This window comes from Paenibacillus sp. 2TAB19, from assembly GCF_052115185.1.
GTDB lineage: Bacteria > Bacillota > Bacilli > Paenibacillales > Paenibacillaceae > Pristimantibacillus.
The window spans coordinates 20,466-32,880 of the sequence record NZ_JBFRGE010000008.1 but is presented as its reverse complement, the minus strand read 5'-3'; the positions used below and the strand labels follow the sequence as shown (position 1 = coordinate 32,880).

The 12,415-nt window shown below is 51.3% G+C and carries 15 protein-coding genes; all 15 read right to left on the bottom strand.

Going from position 1 to position 12,415, the window contains the following annotated elements:
* Positions 1-25 precede the first annotated feature (25 nt).
* The 15 genes from AB4Z33_RS05295 to AB4Z33_RS05225 all read right to left on the bottom strand — a co-directional run bounded on the left by AB4Z33_RS05295 (position 26) and on the right by AB4Z33_RS05225 (position 12,396).
* Positions 26-463, bottom strand: coding sequence for an ACT domain-containing protein (locus AB4Z33_RS05295; protein ID WP_337099525.1), 438 nt, complete (start codon positions 461-463; stop codon positions 26-28).
* Positions 464-628: 165 nt separating this feature from the next.
* Positions 629-1,954: a GTPase ObgE gene (gene obgE, locus AB4Z33_RS05290; protein WP_442048925.1), complete on the bottom strand. Its 1,326-nt coding sequence runs from the start codon at positions 1,952-1,954 to the stop codon at positions 629-631.
* Positions 1,955-1,967: 13 nt separating this feature from the next.
* Positions 1,968-2,705: a Spo0B domain-containing protein gene (locus AB4Z33_RS05285; RefSeq protein ID WP_442048924.1), complete on the bottom strand. Its 738-nt coding sequence runs from the start codon at positions 2,703-2,705 to the stop codon at positions 1,968-1,970.
* A 136-nt stretch (positions 2,706-2,841) separates the two neighbouring features.
* Positions 2,842-3,153 carry a 50S ribosomal protein L27 gene (rpmA, locus tag AB4Z33_RS05280; protein ID WP_337099528.1) on the bottom strand — a complete coding sequence of 104 codons (312 nt, stop codon included), beginning with the start codon at positions 3,151-3,153 and terminating at the stop codon, positions 2,842-2,844.
* Positions 3,154-3,209: 56 nt separating this feature from the next.
* Entirely contained in the window at positions 3,210-3,545 is a 336-nt protein-coding gene (locus AB4Z33_RS05275; protein WP_337099529.1) for a ribosomal-processing cysteine protease Prp, read from the bottom strand.
* A gap of 13 nt (positions 3,546-3,558) precedes the next feature.
* The gene (gene rplU / locus AB4Z33_RS05270; protein WP_337099530.1) at positions 3,559-3,870 is read right to left on the bottom strand and encodes a 50S ribosomal protein L21; all 312 of its coding nucleotides are present in this window, start codon (positions 3,868-3,870) and stop codon (positions 3,559-3,561) included.
* Positions 3,871-4,041: 171 nt separating this feature from the next.
* Complete coding sequence (locus AB4Z33_RS05265; RefSeq protein ID WP_442048923.1) at positions 4,042-5,235, bottom strand: Rne/Rng family ribonuclease; 1,194 nt, start codon at positions 5,233-5,235, stop codon at positions 4,042-4,044.
* Positions 5,236-5,270: 35 nt separating this feature from the next.
* Entirely contained in the window at positions 5,271-6,152 is an 882-nt protein-coding gene (locus AB4Z33_RS05260) for a M50 family metallopeptidase (RefSeq protein WP_442048922.1), read from the bottom strand.
* Positions 6,145-7,059, bottom strand: a complete 915-nt coding sequence (locus AB4Z33_RS05255) for a peptidoglycan DD-metalloendopeptidase family protein (RefSeq protein WP_442048921.1) — start codon at positions 7,057-7,059, stop codon at positions 6,145-6,147. The genes AB4Z33_RS05260 and AB4Z33_RS05255 overlap by 8 nt, the downstream gene beginning before the upstream one ends.
* 148 nt (positions 7,060-7,207) lie before the next feature.
* Positions 7,208-8,356: an FtsW/RodA/SpoVE family cell cycle protein gene (locus AB4Z33_RS05250; RefSeq protein ID WP_442048920.1), complete on the bottom strand. Its 1,149-nt coding sequence runs from the start codon at positions 8,354-8,356 to the stop codon at positions 7,208-7,210.
* Between the two features lie 7 nt (positions 8,357-8,363).
* Positions 8,364-9,155, bottom strand: coding sequence for a septum site-determining protein MinD (minD, locus tag AB4Z33_RS05245; RefSeq protein ID WP_442048919.1), 792 nt, complete (start codon positions 9,153-9,155; stop codon positions 8,364-8,366).
* A gap of 3 nt (positions 9,156-9,158) precedes the next feature.
* A complete protein-coding gene (locus tag AB4Z33_RS05240; RefSeq protein ID WP_442048918.1) occupies positions 9,159-9,824 on the bottom strand; it encodes a septum site-determining protein MinC in 666 nt (221 codons plus the stop codon).
* Positions 9,825-9,919: 95 nt separating this feature from the next.
* Positions 9,920-10,444: a rod shape-determining protein MreD gene (mreD, locus tag AB4Z33_RS05235; RefSeq protein ID WP_442048917.1), complete on the bottom strand. Its 525-nt coding sequence runs from the start codon at positions 10,442-10,444 to the stop codon at positions 9,920-9,922.
* Entirely contained in the window at positions 10,441-11,289 is an 849-nt protein-coding gene (gene mreC, locus AB4Z33_RS05230; protein WP_442048916.1) for a rod shape-determining protein MreC, read from the bottom strand. Before mreC ends, mreD begins: the two co-directional genes overlap by 4 nt.
* A 72-nt stretch (positions 11,290-11,361) precedes the next feature.
* Positions 11,362-12,396, bottom strand: a complete 1,035-nt coding sequence (locus AB4Z33_RS05225) for a rod shape-determining protein (protein ID WP_442048915.1) — start codon at positions 12,394-12,396, stop codon at positions 11,362-11,364.
* Positions 12,397-12,415: the final 19 nt, after the last annotated feature.

Sequence of the window (12,415 nt, the reverse complement as noted above, 5' to 3'; positions counted from 1 at the left end):
ATATGTGTCAAGCTGCTGCCTGCTGTTAGCCTTGCCCTATAACGGATGCTTTGCGAACGCCCGCCTGATTGCGGAGCGTCTCGACAAGCGATGACAGTTCCCCGGATAGCTGCGATATATCGACCGAAATGACGACGTTCGCGAATCCTTGCAGCGGAATGCTCTGATTCATCGTGAGCACATTGCCTTCCAGGCCGGCAACAAGGCCCAGCACCGTGGACAGCACGCCGGAGCGATGCTCCAGATCCATCGAGATCGTTGCGATGCGCTCGCGTTCCAACTGATTGAGCGCGTATACGCCGTCTTTATACTTATAAAAGGCGCTGCGGCTAAGTCCGACGCGCTCCACCGCTTCATGTACGGTAAGCGACTCGCCGCGTCCGAGCATCTCTTTCACTTGTATCGTCTTAATAATCGCTTCCGGTAAAATGTCCTCTCGAACGACATAATAGCGCTCAGTCACTATACGTCCTCCTCAAAAAGACAAATGTATTCCTATAGTGGACATTATATCGGAATTTCCAGCTTGGGGCAATAGTTAAATCGCGGGTAGGTTAATTGTCTCATAAACGAAAAAAAAGACGGCATTCGCCGTCTCTCATTTCAATTCATGCAGCCTCTGCTGCAACTATCGGCTTGGATCGTAATCATTGCCCTCGAAGAACTCGAAAGCGAAGTCGTTGATTCTGACCATATCGCCGTCTCTCGCACCTTGCTTACGCAGCGCCGCATCGACACCCATCTTGCGCATCATACGGGCGAATCGCATAACAGCGTCGTACGAGTTCAAGTTCATACGCTTCATATAGCGTTCGATGCCTTCGCTCACGACGACGAATACTTCGTCCTCCTTGTGGATGGTGAACGTCGTCTCCTCGCGCTTCTCGTACGTATATACTTTACGCTCTTCGATATCTTTCACTTCTTCGACCGGAGCTTGCTCGACGACCGTATCCAGCACGTCTGCCGCCTTGTACAGAAGCTCCTGAATTCCTTGCTTCGTTAGCGAGGATATCGGCAGGATCTCATAGGTCCGCTCTCCGCGCACCTCGTCAAGCTGCTGCTTGAACAGCTCAAGATTATCAGCCGACTCCGGCATGTCCATCTTATTGGCAGCAATGATCTGCGGACGATCCGCCAGCTTCTCGTTGTATAGCGAAAGCTCGGCATTGATCTTCACCCAGTCATCGAACGGATCGCGTCCTTCGGACGCCGACATGTCGATAACGTGAATAATGACCCTCGTACGCTCGACATGGCGCAGAAACTCATGGCCGAGGCCAACGCCCTCATGTGCGCCTTCGATCAAGCCCGGCAAATCTGCCATGACGAAGCTGCGTCCATCTCCGACATCGACAACGCCTAGATTCGGCGTAATCGTCGTGAAGTGATAAGCGCCGATCTTCGGCTTCGCACCGGATACGACCGAGAGCAGCGTTGACTTGCCTACGCTTGGGAATCCGACCAGTCCGATGTCCGCCATCACTTTCAGCTCCAGCACGACCCAGCGCTCTTGGCCTTCCTCTCCGTTCTCCGAAATGTACGGAGCCGGATTGTTCGCTGTCGCGAACCGGGTATTGCCGCGTCCGCCGCGCCCGCCCTTCGCAATGACAATCTTCTGACCATGACGCGTCATATCCGCGATGACTTCCTGCGTATCATCATCGATGATGACCGTTCCGGGCGGGATACGGACGATTGTATCCTCAGCGCCTGCGCCGTGCATGGTCTTCACTTTGCCGCGCTCGCCGCGCTGCGCCTTGAAGTGCTTCTGATAGCGGAAGTCCATGAGCGTACGCAATCCTTCGTCGACTTGGAAGATCAAGTCGCCGCCGCGACCGCCGTCGCCGCCTGCCGGACCGCCGTTCTCGACATACTTCTCGCGACGGAATGAGATGATGCCGTCGCCGCCGTCGCCGCCTTTTACAAATATTTTCGCTTTATCGACAAACATGGTGTACCCCCGTTCAAGCGCGCAATTCCGCCTTCAGCAGCACCTTGGAATAAGGGTGCTCGAAGTTGATCGGTTGCATAGGCGCGCCTTCCAACTGCTGTTGTATTTTTTGCTTCCATTGCTGTTCGTTCATAAGCTCGCCCTCATAATAAAATGCCGCATAAAGCGCCCCGCTATCCTTCGACAGCTCCACGCGCAGCGTCGCTACAGCTCCATGCCCAGGCTTCGTAGCGAAGCGATAAGCATTGATTGTATGTATAAGAGTATCGGCAATCTTGTCGCAATCACCAGCGAATTCACTAAGTTGTATCTCGCCTTTAACATCGACTTCAAGCTCCAGCGCATTCGTCATCGTCCGAAACGATTGGATGAAGCTGACCAGTGACGGGCTGCCAAGCCTGCCGATGCTGCTCTCGTTGCCCATCTTCTCTCTTATTTTCTCCATATAATCAACCGTTTTATCCAGCTTCTGAAGCCGAATATAGCCATACAAGACCTGCAAATCATTCATCCAGTCATGACGATGATGGTTCAACGTCCGAATAGCCGATGACTGCAACGAATGAATCGTTCTTTCACTGCGCTCCTCGTATTCCTTCCGTTCTAGCCGGATCCAGAAACCGGCCGCAGCGATGATCCAAATGAGAAACACAGCAGTTAACCACACTTTAGAAGGCCATATAAGCACAGCAGCGCAAGGAAGTAACACCGATGCCGCTGCATAATACTTAGGCGTTGTTAAGCGTTCCATTTGATTAAACCCACTTTCACCCGTGTTTCCTAGCTTATCCAGTATAGCATGCGCGAGGACTACTGGTCACTTACCAGCACAAAAAAAAGCCCGGCCTAGCGCGATGCAGGCCGGGGCTTGATGCAAATGTCAAAAATTAAGCTTCTACTGCTGCGGCTACCGGAGCCAGATCAACTGGGTATACGCTCACTTTTTTGCGATCGCGTCCCCAACGTTCGAACTTCACTACGCCTTCAACCTTAGCGTAAAGAGTGTCGTCTTTGCCGATGCCTACGTTAGTTCCTGGGTGGATCTTCGTTCCGCGTTGGCGGAACAAGATGCTTCCTGCCGATACGACTTGACCGTCAGCGCGTTTAGCGCCAAGGCGCTTCGACTGCGAGTCACGTCCGTTCTTCGTGGAGCCTACACCTTTCTTCGAAGCGAATAGCTGAAGATTCAGTTTCAACATAGTAATTTCCCTCCTTGTTTAAGGAATTTAATGATAAAATTCGTCCTCAAGGGCGCTTATACAAGCGTCTCATGCAAGACGACGTGTTTGCCGTATGATGTAGCTATCGACTCAAGCATGACAACCATCGATTCAAGCAAAAGCTGCATTCTTCCGTCGGCTTCGGCGTCCTGGAGCACCGGAATATCCGATGACAGCCAGCCGTCCTTCATCCGAGCGGGAAGCTCTACGCCTGCTAATGTCTCAATCGAATTGACGGTACCAACCGTAACGGTCGATACGCCGGCGCACACGATATCTTTACCGTGCTTCGCATACTTAGCATGTCCTACGACAGCGAAGGATACGATACGCCTGTCAGCGGCTTGCCTGACAAAAGTAATGTCAATCATCGCGAAATTCCTCTTACGCTTGGATTTTCTCGATTGTTACTTTTGTGAACGGTTGACGATGACCTTGCTTGCGGCGGTAGTTCTTTTTGGCTTTGTATTTGTAAACGATGATTTTTTGGCCTCTGCCTTGTTTCTCGACTTTAGCGGAAACCGTCGCACCGGAAACAACCGGAGTTCCAGTCACAAGACCTTCACCTTTGGATACGGCCAAAACACGGTCAAAAGTTACATTTTCACCTGCGTTAACGTCCAGTTTCTCGATGTAGATCACATCGCCCTCTTGGACTTTGTATTGCTTGCCACCAGTTTCAATAATTGCGAACATAGTTAGTGCACCTCCTTATTTTCGAAGACTCGCCTAATCCAGGTGGCTTGCGACGTATGCCGCATGCGCTTGCTTACCTGATCGGAGCGGTATCCATATGCCTGATTCACGTATGTGTCAGACATAYACCAAAACAGTTTATCATACATTATTGCCTAGATCAACCTATTCTCACGTATTCGCAAAAGAATTCTCGCGCGACTTCTTGCGCGTCAGCTCTACGAGGCCAAGCCTTGTCCAGCCAACGACCGTGCATTTCGTCTGATCAGGACGAGTGCCTTCCATAAGCTGATGCAGTACCTTCTCGCGATTATGCTCCTGCTCCATATCTATAAAGTCTATAATGACGATACCGCCTACATCCCGCACTCGCAGCAGTCTGGCAATCTCGGCGGCCGCTTCCATATTCGTCTGGAAGACGGTATCCTCCAGATCGGATGTGCCGATGAACTTGCCCGTATTGACATCAACAACCGTGAGCGCCTCGGTCTTGTCCCATACGAGATAGCCGCCGCTCGGCAGCGATATTTTACGCTCGAAAGCCGAATGAATCTGATCGTTGACTCGATAAGCGTCGAAGAGCGCCTTCGATGCAGGCAGCTTGTACAGTCGAAGCCGCTCGCTTAATGACGGAGCCATCTCCTTCAGCAGAGCAGCTGCCTCGGCATGCCTGATGGGGTCATCGATCCATACCTCATCAATATCCGGTTTTATATTGTCCCTTATGACACGCCGCAGCAGACCCGCTTCGTAATGGAGCACCGCAGGCGCTTTCGATTGCACGCTCTTTGCCGCGATTAATCTCCACAGCTCTCGCTGCTCTAATACATCGGCCGCAATCGCTCGCTCGTTCTCGCCTTCTGCAGCTGTACGGATTATGAAGCCTTCCTCGTTTTTGCGCAGCTGCTCGCCAATATCACGCAGCCGCAATCGCTCCTGCTCGCTTGCAATTTTCTTAGATACGCCGATATAATCGGCAATCGGCATATAGACAAGCCAACGGCCCGGCAAGGAGAAGTGAGTGGTCACTCTTGCCCCTTTGCCGCCCAATGGCTCTTTCATCACTTGTACGATCAGCTCTTGGCCAGCACTTACTACGTCCTGTATCGACGGCTTCGTCTCGGGCTGCTTCTCCAGGTGGGGATGGAGTAAATCATCGATATACAGAAAAGCATTTTTGCCGATTCCTATATCGACGAAAGCCGCCTGCATGCCCGGCAATACGTTGACGACACGGCCTTTGTATATATTGCCTACCAAACCGCTTCCTTTGGCTCGCTCGACGAAATAATCGAAAAGTCGGCCGTCTTGCAGCACGGCAGTCTGCAGCATTTCGCTGCTTGCGTGCATGAACATTTGCTTCATTCCGGGCATCACCATCCAGTCGCTTTTCATTTATTTTACCTGAAAAGCTCCAATACTGCACGATTTGGATTATGATCCGACAAACACCCCTCAACTATCGTTTGCTCGGGCAGTACCTTCACCTGCTTGTCATAAGGCTCGACTAGATAGATGAGATGATATCGCTCCCTGCGAAATAATCGCGCGACCGACAGAATGGACTGTCTTCCGCTAACGATGAGCGGACTCGCCTGCTCGCCGCGCGTTAGAACACGAGCCGCCACTCGGCCCCGATGCATGAGAAACCGGTAGAACAAAAAAGGACGATTGCGCGAATACGTCCAGTTCGTCATTATCAAAAAGAAGCCGACAACGAGCAAGTTCAATTGAATGCCGTCCGCATAGATCAGCCAAGGCAGCAAAGAGCCGATGATCATACAGGCGCTGAGCAACAAGCTAATTCGAGCCGACCAGATAAGCATGGAATAATAATTCATCACGTAACTAAGCGCTGCCTGAAGCAGCTTGCCTCCGTCGAGYGGATAGATCGGGAGCAGATTGAACATGCCAATCATCAGATTCGCCTTCCACACATACGTTGCCCAGTCTGCATCCCATAATCCGAGCTGCCCGCAGCCCCAAGCAGCCAGTCCCATCCATAGATTTTGCAAAGGACCGGCAATCGCGACCATCGCATCCTCGGCCGCCGATACTCCCCCGGCCTCTTCGACCTCCGCAACGCCGCCGAACGGCAGCAGCTTTACCTCCCGTACCGTCCAGCCAAAGCTCCGAGCCATGATGACATGTCCAAGCTCATGAACGATAACTAAGAGAAACAACGTCAACAGCTCGGCAAAATAACCAGTGAATACCGATGCCAACATAATCATGACGAACAACGGATGGACCGACCAAACGATCCCTTTCCATTTAATCAAACGGAATCACGTCCAGCGGATCGACATACTTGTCATTCTCCATTACCGCAAAATAGAGCAAGCTCGGCTCCGTATCGTTCGACTTCAACAACTTGCCGATCGGGTCGCCGGCTTCCACCCAATCATCAACCTTAACTTCCGTCTCGCCCAACTTGCCGTACACGCTTACGCGCTTATTCGCGTGCTGTATGACGATCGATGCGCCTTTGTCGTCTCCGTCCGTAATCACGATAACTTGTCCCGTCTCAACGGCCACAACCGTCTCCTCCGATGCGCCGGCCAGTTCCACGCCGTTCAGCATCTCAGCGAACGTACGAACGAGCGCACCGCTTGCAAGCGGCGCGACGACCGGCAGTTTGACCGTTCCGTCAGCGCCGATCGCCTCGCCTTTATTGTCCTCGAAGATCGGAATAAAGGATGGCGCTCCTGCAAACGTTTCTTTATACCAGGCAGCTGCCGCTGCAAAATCAATCTCTTCCGTCAACGCGTTCTTCACGATCGCCTGTCCCTTAAGCGACCATTCCGAATCGTTGCCGAACATCGCCCACACGCCGCCGAATAGCAGCACGGCAATTGCGAGCTTCCACATGAGCTCACGCCGGAACGGATGTTTTTTGGGCGGTTTCGCATGCCTTGTCGGGTCATAAGCGCTCTTAATGAACGTTTTATGCTCGCCGAACCCTACATCCTCCCGCCAGCTTGCCCAAGGATTCGGATTGCTCTTCCAAGCAGTCTCCGGATCGAGCTCGATCGCTTCTTCGCGATAAGCGGGCTCGTAATAGATCGGCGCGTCAGTCGCGCCACCGTCATAGAAAGGCATCTCCGTTTCCTTGCCGGCCGGCTGCTGCTCCATCAACTGCTTTATTTTTTGCTGCCGACGCAGCTTCACGCTATCCTTCGTATTCATCTCGTTCTTCCTCCCCTGCCCTAGAGAGAGCTTGTATCACTATCACTTCCTTCATCCTATGAGCGGGAGTAGACAAGTATGCGGCTCAATACGCAAAAAAACCGTACATGCTTTCCGCATGAACGGTTCGTTAAGCTGAGCTGGATATCTAATCCGCCAGCTCATATACCTCTTGATGAGACTTGATGCTTAACACAAGTCCGATCGACAACATATTAAGCAGCAGCGACGTGCCGCCATAGCTGATGAACGGAAGCGTGATGCCCGTAATGGGCATAAGGCCGATCATCATGCCGATGTTTTGGAACACCTGGAACACATACATCGATACAATGCCAATGACAATAAACGATGCCTTCATATCATAACATTTGAACGCGACAATGATCATTCGATAAATAAGCAGGAAGTACAGGAGCAGCAGAATCGCCGCGCCTTGGAAGCCGAATTCCTCTCCGATGACGACGAAGATGGAATCCGAATAAGGATAAGGCACGAAGCCGCCGTTCTTCATATCTCCCTTTAAGTATCCGTCGCCGTTCAGCCCGCCTGAACCGATCGCGATCTTCGCATTAAGCGACTGATGCTTCGCGTCTGAGCTTGCCTCTTCCGGGTTAATGTACGTATTGATACGCTCATACCAGTGCGTTAGTTCCTTATCAATCATAAATTCCTTGATCTCGTTATTGAACATCGTGAACAGACTGACGAATAACACGATGCTCGCAATAACCGTTCCAAGGCCGATCAGCACATGCGTGTACTTGACGTTGCCGATCCACAGCATGCCGAGCACGATGACCAAATAGATAATGGCATTCCCTAGATCGGGCTGGATCATAACGAGCATGAACGGCAAAGCGGCGAATGCGCCGATCGGCACCAAATCCCGCATGAAGGTCAGCTTGTCGCCTTGCCTTCGTCCCATCAAGTAAGCAATGCCTATTATAATAATGATCTTCACGATCTCTGCGGGCTGAATCGTTAACGTCTCCGTAATTTTGAACCAGCCTCGCGCACCGTTGATCTTCGCTCCGACGAAATAAACGAGTATAAGCGACGTAACCCCTATGCCATATAACACATGCCAGCTCTTCAGCACGATTCGGTAATCGAACATGGAAGCGACAATCGCTACAAAAAAACCGAGCGCATAAAAAATAATTTGTTTCGTATCCGAGCTGGCATACCTTGGATCATTGATCGTCGCGCTGTGGAGAACCACGGAGCTAATGACCATGAAGAGGAGCAATATGCCTAATATCCCCCAGTCAAGCTTCTTTAATTTGTTAAGCACGGGGCAATCATCCTATTCCAAGAAACTTGCGGAAACGCTTGAACGCGCCTGCCTTCTCATCGAGCAGCATAAGCGGCACCATATCTCCCAGAATACGGCGCGCAATATTGCGGTATGCGATAGCTGCGCGGGATGCCGGATTCATAACGGTCGGCTCGCCGCTGTTCGCTGCAGAGATGACTTTCTCATCGTCAGGGACGATACCTACCAGGTCGATTGCAAGCACCTGACAAATTTCATCGATATCAAGCATTTCCCCGGTTTTCATCATATTTTGGCGAATACGGTTAATGATGAGCTTAGCTGGTATTTTTTCTTGTTCCAGCAAGCCGATTACGCGATCGGCGTCGCGGACAGCCGCATTTTCCGGTGTCGTAATAACGATGGCTCGATCCGCCCCCGCTATCGCGTTGCGAAAGCCTTGCTCAATTCCCGCCGGGCAATCGATAATGACATAATCATGGTCCTTCTTTAATTCCAGCACGATGTCGCGCACTTGCTCAGGCGTTACAGAATCTTTATCCTTCGTCTGTGCGGCAGGCAGCATGTACAGCTCGTCGAAACGCTTATCTTTCACAAGCGCTTGACTAAGCCTGCAGCGGCCTTCCGCTACGTCGACCAAATCATATATAATCCGATTTTCGAGCCCCATTACAACGTCCAGGTTGCGCAGGCCGATATCCGTGTCGACCATGCATACCTTTTTGCCAAGCAACGCTAGAGCTGTACCCAAATTGGCCGATGTCGTCGTCTTGCCGACGCCGCCCTTGCCCGATGTTACAACAATCGCTTCTCCCATGTTCTACACTCCTTTAAACATAATAGGATTATGCCTGATGCGGAATAAATGCGTAATTTTATCAATTTGCATACGGCCTTCGTTCAGAAAAGCAAACTCCATTGCCGCATCCCYGGTCATCCATTCCTCCGGCGGCCTGCTTATGACGTCAGCGATCCGAAGCTGCGTCGGCCTCATTAGCGAAGCTGCGATAATAACATCGGTTCGACCGCTTGTCCCGGCATGCGCTACGCCGCGCAACGCGCCGAGCACATAGATGTCGCCGGTGCATAGAAGCGTTCCACCCGGATTCACATCGCCAATCAGCAGCAAATCGCCATCATGCTCGACCGTCTGGCCCGATCTTACGATCGTCGTCAGAGCGTGAAGCTGCTGAGCGTTCACCTGCTGCTCGCTTACTGCCTTCGCCTCGGATTCAATCGACTGAACCATCAGATTGCCCTGCGAACGAATGACCGTCTTAATCCGCTCTTTGTCATCATCGGACAATTGCCGTGTCCCTAGCTTCACATGCACGTGCACGAGCGGCCCTGTCAGCAATTGTTGGTGCGTCTTCTCCAGCTTATATTGCAACTCATCCAATAGTGTAGCGAATTCACACTGATCGTTGAGAAGGAACACGAGACCTTCCTTAACGCCTTTTATCATTATATGTTGCTTCTCGGTCACGTTAGCCCCTCCCCAACCTATTGGATTCTTGACGCAAGGCGCAAATTCCTGCTAATGCCCCAATATTTACCGAGAAAACTGCCTTCGGCTGCTAATCATTGTTCCTCTTCTTCGGTCTTCAGCTTATTCTGCGACTCGAACATGCGTCTTGCCGGCACATAAACCGCCAACGCGAACGCAAGCTGGATGAATAAGCTAGGCAAAATATGATCGAGCACCGCCCAGGCATACGTCTCGTTCGTAATTCGGAATGCTTTGTATATAAAGAAGATCATCGTATCGTACAGCAAGCAGGCTATGCCGATCACGGATAACGCCATCATGATTGTGGCTCGCTTGCGTTCAAACAATACGCCAGTGAAATACCCGATAAGTCCCATTGCGAAAGCATGAGCCCCGATCAAATGTCCAAAATATACGATATCCTGCAACATGCCAAAGCCAATCCCGAACAATAAGGCATAATGTCTTCCGCTGTACATCGCAGAGTAGATAACCATAACGAACGTAAAATGGGTAATAATGCGCTCACCGTACCCCGCAGGAATAATCCACGGCATAATAGTGCCTTCTACAATAAATAAAAGAATCATCAACCCGATAATACGGTTAATCGTCATTCCTTGACGTCCTCCAATGCGGGAACCTCTACGACAAACACCTCGGTCAAATGATCAAAGCTTGCAGCAAGATCGATGGTTGCCGTATATGTCAGACCGAAATCGCCAACCTGCTTCGTCTCCACCCTGCCGATCACCAGACCTCGGGGATACACATTTCCGAGTCCCGAAGTAATGACAGTGTCGCCGACGGTCATCGGATCGATTTCTGCGATCTTCGTCATAAGAAGTCTTTGCGTCTCCGTATTATAGCTGCTAAGAATACCGAAGGAACGATCCTCGCGTCCCATTACCGTAACCGCGATGGAGTTGAAGGTAGGCGACGATTCATCCAGCTCCGTTATCGGCGTTACCGTTGCCGTATACGGCGTTACGGAATCAACAAGTCCGATAAGTCCGTCAATCGTCGTTACCGCCATATTCGGCTTAATGCCGTTTTTGGAGCCAAGGTTAATATTCATCGAACGGTTGTTGGCGTCATTGCTTACCGATACAACCTGTGCAATGAGATAATTATAGTTATACATTTGCTTCTGGCGTTCGGTGAAGGAGAGCGCTTCTTTCAACCGCTCGTTTTCCTTCTGCACGAAGTTGTAATTCACTTTTTCTCTAGCGTATGCCGCCGCCGTTATACGTAATTGCTCGTTCTCTTCATAGAGAAGACGAAGCTCGCTTATATCCTCAAAGAAGCCCGCTATAGAACCAGCGGGCTTGTAAAACCATTGCTGAACGTATGCGGACGTATCCTTGATGAATTTTTCCGGCCAAGTCAATTCCTTGCGGTCACTAAGCGAGAAGCCGATTACCGCAATGAACAGAATAAACCCGATCATAAGCATAAACATCCGCTTATTTCGCATTAGCTTAAACAGCTCAATCACCTGCCCGTTTCATATCCATTCCCCTATGGACGCTTCTTATCGCTTGGAGCGCGACGACGAACTGCCTCTGCTCTTGAACAGATGAATATTGTCCAGCGAACGGCCCGTTCCGATTGCAACGCAGTCAAGCGGATTGTCCGCTACAATAACAGGCATGCCCGTCTCGCGTTGCAGCAGCTTGTCCAAATTACGAAGCAGCGCTCCGCCACCTGTAAGAACGATGCCGCGATCCATAATATCGGCAGAAAGCTCGGGAGGACATTTCTCAAGCGTAATCTTAACGGCATCCACGATCGAGTTCACCGTATCCGTAAGCGCCTCGGTAATCTCATCCGATGTAATCGCAAGCGTCTTCGGCAAGCCGGATACGAGGTCGCGGCCGCGGATTTCGATTTTCTCAGGCATGTCCAGCGGCAAAGCCGAGCCGATCTCCATCTTCAGTTGCTCCGATGTCCTCTCGCCGATCATGAGGTTGTACGCACGTTTAATATATTGAATAATCGCTTCATCCATTTCGTCGCCGGCTACACGAATCGAGCGGCTTGTTACGATGCCGCCTAGCGAGATAACCGCAACCTCGGTAGTACCGCCGCCGATATCAACAACCATGCTGCCGGTTGGTTCCCATACCGGAAGATCAGCACCGATCGCAGCTGCGAACGGTTCTTCGATCGTATAAGCTTCACGCGCGCCGGCTTGCTTCGCCGCATCCTCAACCGCACGCTTCTCAACCGCAGTAATGCCGGACGGCACGCATACCATCACGTTCGGATGGCGCGGGAACAACGAGCGCTGCTTCTGCGCTTGACGAATGAAATATTTAATCATCGTAGCCGTCGTCTCGAAGTCGGCAATAACGCCGTCCTTCATCGGACGAACCGCGCGAATGTTCCCAGGCGTCCTGCCGATCATTTTTTTGGCGTCCTCGCCTACAGCTTCAATTGTTTTCGTATCGGTACGCAGGGCTACCACGGAAGGCTCCCTTACGACAATTCCTTTGCCTTTCACGAATACGAGCGTATTCGCAGTACCCAAATCAATTCCCAAATCTTTCGAAAAACCACCAAACATGATGTTGCTCCCTTCTCAT

Bases quoted from the DNA above. Each gene is read 5' to 3' on its own strand.
- minD (WP_442048919.1), bottom strand. From the start codon at position 9,155: ATGGGAGAAGCGATTGTTGTAACATCGGGCAAGGGCGGCGTCGGCAAG.
- mreC (WP_442048916.1), bottom strand. From the start codon at position 11,289: ATGTTTATGCTTATGATCGGGTTTATTCTGTTCATTGCGGTAATCGGC.
- mreD (WP_442048917.1), bottom strand. From the start codon at position 10,444: ATGACGATTAACCGTATTATCGGGTTGATGATTCTTTTATTTATTGTA.
- rplU (WP_337099530.1), bottom strand. From the start codon at position 3,870: ATGTTCGCAATTATTGAAACTGGTGGCAAGCAATACAAAGTCCAAGAG.
- rpmA (WP_337099528.1), bottom strand. From the start codon at position 3,153: ATGTTGAAACTGAATCTTCAGCTATTCGCTTCGAAGAAAGGTGTAGGC.
- AB4Z33_RS05265 (WP_442048923.1), bottom strand. From the start codon at position 5,235: ATGAAGCAAATGTTCATGCACGCAAGCAGCGAAATGCTGCAGACTGCC.
- AB4Z33_RS05285 (WP_442048924.1), bottom strand. From the start codon at position 2,705: ATGGAACGCTTAACAACGCCTAAGTATTATGCAGCGGCATCGGTGTTA.
- obgE (WP_442048925.1), bottom strand. From the start codon at position 1,954: ATGTTTGTCGATAAAGCGAAAATATTTGTAAAAGGCGGCGACGGCGGC.
- AB4Z33_RS05225 (WP_442048915.1), bottom strand. From the start codon at position 12,396: ATGTTTGGTGGTTTTTCGAAAGATTTGGGAATTGATTTGGGTACTGCG.
- AB4Z33_RS05275 (WP_337099529.1), bottom strand. From the start codon at position 3,545: ATGATTGACATTACTTTTGTCAGGCAAGCCGCTGACAGGCGTATCGTA.
- AB4Z33_RS05255 (WP_442048921.1), bottom strand. From the start codon at position 7,059: ATGAATACGAAGGATAGCGTGAAGCTGCGTCGGCAGCAAAAAATAAAG.